Annotated in this window: 3 protein-coding genes; 1 reads left to right on the top strand and 2 read right to left on the bottom strand. The window is 62.9% G+C overall.

All coding sequences use genetic code 11. The features are described from left to right. Positions 1 to 125: 125 nt before the first annotated feature. Both ACVOL0_RS20300 and ACVOL0_RS20295 read right to left on the bottom strand, forming a co-directional pair. Entirely contained in the window at positions 126 to 890 is a 765-nt protein-coding gene (locus ACVOL0_RS20300; RefSeq protein ID WP_481550616.1) for a TatD family hydrolase, read from the bottom strand. Positions 891 to 893: 3 nt separating this feature from the next. Beyond that, positions 894 to 1,115: a DUF6116 family protein gene (locus ACVOL0_RS20295; RefSeq protein WP_062166057.1), complete on the bottom strand. Its 222-nt coding sequence runs from the start codon at positions 1,113 to 1,115 to the stop codon at positions 894 to 896. 177 nt (positions 1,116 to 1,292) lie between these two features. Here ACVOL0_RS20295 and ACVOL0_RS20290 point away from each other — a divergent pair, with 177 nt between their 5' ends. Beyond that, entirely contained in the window at positions 1,293 to 2,126 is an 834-nt protein-coding gene (locus ACVOL0_RS20290; RefSeq protein WP_481550615.1) for a glycine zipper 2TM domain-containing protein, read from the top strand. Positions 2,127 to 2,294 lie beyond the last annotated feature (168 nt).

Below are 2,294 nucleotides of genomic sequence, written 5' to 3'. Positions count from 1 at the left end.
GCTCGTAAGGACTGACCCGCCGGCAATCCTCGAACCGCAGCACTCTTGGATTGCGCACCCATCCGTGCCTGGAGAGATGGTCAGCTTCGCGGCTTACGCCGCTCCTACAAAATCAGGGTGCTTCGCTACTGCAGCTTGAACAGCCGCTTTGCATTCGCTGTGGTCTGTGCGGCGATGTCGGTAGCCGGTTGCTGGCGCAGCTCGGCGACGGTATCGAGAATCTGCCGCAGCCGCGTCGGCTCATTGCGCTGGCCGCGGATGCCGGCATCCGGTTGATCCGGCGCGTCGGTTTCCAGTAGTAGGAATTCCAGCGGCATCTGCGTCACCAGCCCGCGCAAACGATTGGCGCGGGTATAGGTGATGGGGCCGCCCAAGCCGATCATGAAGCCCAGCTCCCATAGCTGCCTGGCCTGCTCCGGACTGCCGGAAAAGCTGTGCACCACGCCGCTGAGCCCGCCAACACGGCGGATGCGCAGGATCACTTCATCCAGGGCCCGGCGCGCATGCACGATCAGCGGTAGCTGAAAATCCCGCGCCAGTTCCAGTTGGTCCTGGAAGTACATGCGCTGTTCGGTTGGGTCGAGATTGTCGACAAAAAAATCCAGCCCGCATTCACCGATGGCGCATGGTTTCTCGCGTTGCACCCAATCGCGCAGTTGCTGCAGGTGCTCGCCACGGTGCTCGGGCAGAAACATCGGGTGCAGGCCGTAAGCCGCATGCAGCCCTGCATAGCCAGCGCAGACCTCGCGCAGCTTGGGCCAGCTGGCTGCAGTTACTGCCGGCACGATCTGCGTGCCCACGCCAGCCAGCTTGGCGCGGGCGATCACCGCGTCACGGTCGATGTCGAATTCAGCGGCATCCAGATGGCAGTGGCTGTCTACCAGCTGCACGGCTCAGCGCTTGCCCGGCAGTATCGGCGGCTCGGCCGGGTCCTTGCGTCGCTTCCAGTTGGCGAGCAGCAAGGTGCTCAGGCCGAACAGGATTTCGTCGACAAACGGGATCGGGTCGGGCAGCAGCATGCTGATGACGAACAGCGCACCGGTCAGCTTGAACAGGGTGGGGTAGCGCAGCTTGCGTGCCCATTCCAGAAACGGTGACAACATCATGCTCGACATGGCGTATCCAGATGAAGAGGGGTTCAGACTGCCCCGAGGAATCAGGGCCAGCAGGCTGAATATTGCGACGAGTTGAATGATTTCGATAGTGAAGTGATGGAAATACTGGCCTCTGTTCAGCTTGTCCATGCTGGAATCCACCCAAGACAAACGCGGCCAGCCGCACGGAGAGAGAACATGAAGAGCACAACCACGACCGTTTTGGTTGCCGCCGGCGCGTTGCTGGTCGGTGGCATCGCCACCGCCGCCTTCATGCAGGGCCGCGACAAGACCAGCACTGCGCCTCTGGTCGAGGGCGCACGCCCGGTGCTGGACAACTCACCACTGGTGGACGATGCCGCCGTCACCGGCAAGGTGGAAACCCCGGCCGAACCGCAGCTGCAGTACGCCGACGTGCTCAAGGTTGCTCCGGTCACGCAGAAAGAGCGCGTCTACGGCACCGTTACCGGCAGCGATCCGATCCGTGAAACCTCCACTACCAGCACCCCACATGAAGTCTGCGAGGACGTGGTGGTGCAGGAGCGTCTGCCCGAGCGTGACGGCAATGTCGGTGGCACCGTCGCTGGCGCTGTCATCGGTGGCCTGCTGGGCAACCAGATCGGCGGCGGCAACGGCAAGAAGGCAGCCACTGCCGCAGGCGCCGTGGCCGGTGGCGTGATTGGCAACCAGGTCGACAAGCGTCACGTCGGTGGACGTGTGGTCAACCGCACCGAGCGCCAGTGCCATACCGAACAGCGCACTGCCGAGTCGAGCCGCATCACTGGCTACAACGTCACTTATCGCAAGCCCGATGGCAGCACCGGCACCATGCGTATGGACAGCCGTCCGGGTGAGCGCGTATCGCTGGGCAACGCCAACCAGACCATCGGCTACGACGTGACCTACCGTTATGACGGCGCGGAAAAGACCGTGCGCATGCAGGACAAGCCGGCCAGCGATCGCCTGCCGGTTATCGATGGCCAGCTGGTGACGCAGACCGCGGCCATGGCGCCGGCGGCAAACCGCCAGTAACCATCGCAAGCCGTAAACCTGCTCACCTCAGCAGTTGAGCCCCAAGGAATCCGATGCCAGACCTCTGGCATCGGATTTTTTTGTTGTTTTGTGGGAGCGGCGTAAGCCGCGAAGCTGACGCTGATCGCTCCCTAAAGAGGTATTCACGCCACCTGATAGCGTGCGGGC

The sequence above is a fragment of the Stenotrophomonas sp. STEN021 genome (assembly GCF_056760175.1).
This window is presented reverse-complemented; position numbering and strand designations above follow the sequence as displayed.

Coding starts and splice junctions, on each gene's coding strand:
- ACVOL0_RS20295 (WP_062166057.1), bottom strand. CDS start 1,115: ATGTCGAGCATGATGTTGTCACCGTTTCTGGAATGGGCACGCAAGCTG.
- ACVOL0_RS20290 (WP_481550615.1), top strand. CDS start 1,293: ATGAAGAGCACAACCACGACCGTTTTGGTTGCCGCCGGCGCGTTGCTG.